Source organism: Mycobacterium sp. SP-6446 (assembly GCF_001954045.1).
Lineage (GTDB): Bacteria > Actinomycetota > Actinomycetes > Mycobacteriales > Mycobacteriaceae > Mycobacterium.
In genome coordinates this window covers 1-959 of record NZ_MBEM01000052.1, presented here as the reverse complement: position 1 = coordinate 959, position 959 = coordinate 1, and the positions used below count along the sequence as shown (strand labels likewise).

The following is a 959-nucleotide window of genomic DNA, read 5'->3' as shown; positions in this document are numbered from 1 at the left end:
TTTTCCACCAGCTGCCCGGCTGGATCGACCACGCCACCCGCGAGCAAGTCGAAGCCAAGCTGGCCGAACAGGGCACCCAGTTTCGCCCCGAACAACTCGCCGCACTGGCCCACACATTGGCCGACTGCCTCAACCCCGACGGCACCTACACCGACGACGACCGTGCCCGGCGCCGCGGCCTGACCCTGGGCAACCAACACGCCGACGGCATGTCGCAACTGCGGGGTTGGCTTACCCCCGAGCTGCGCGCCACCCTCGAAGCCGTGCTGGCCAAGCTGGCCGCCCCCGGCATGTGCAACCCCGACGACGACACCCCCACTGTTGACGGGCCACCCGCGCAAGAGGCCATCGACAAAGACACCCGCAGCGCCGCACAGCGCAACCATGACGGGCTCAATGCCGCCCTGCGCGCCCTGTTGGCGTCGGGAAAACTGGGTCAGCACAACGGACTACCGGCCTCCATCATCGTCACCACCACCCTGGCCGAACTGGAAGCCGCCGCCGGACGCGCGCTGACCGGCGGGGGCACCATCTTGCCCATGAGCGATGTGATCCGCCTGGCCCGCCACGCCCGCCACTACCTGGCCATCTTCGACAAGGGCAAAACCCTGGCGCTCTATCACACCAAACGCCTGGCCTCCCCCGCACAACGAATCGTGTTATACGCCAAGGATCGTGGCTGCACCGCTCCCGGTTGCACCGTGCCCGGCTACTACAGCGAGGTCCACCACGTGGTCGGCTACGCCACCTGTGGCTGCACCGATGTCGACAACCTCACCTTCGGCTGCCCCACCCAACACCACATCGTCCAACCCGGCGGCTGGAGCACCCGCAAAAACGCCAAGGGCGAAACCGAATGGATCCCACCCCCACACCTCGACCGGGGCCAACCACGAACCAACACCTACTGGCACCCCGAAAAACTCCTGCACAACGTCGACGCCGATGACCACGACGCC

General features: G+C 66.8%; 1 protein-coding gene. It reads left to right on the top strand.

All coding sequences use genetic code 11. The features are described 5' to 3' along the window. Nucleotides 1-959 (top strand): HNH endonuclease signature motif containing protein (locus tag A5736_RS04100; RefSeq protein ID WP_076244675.1); only part of this gene is annotated, 959 nt, incomplete at both ends.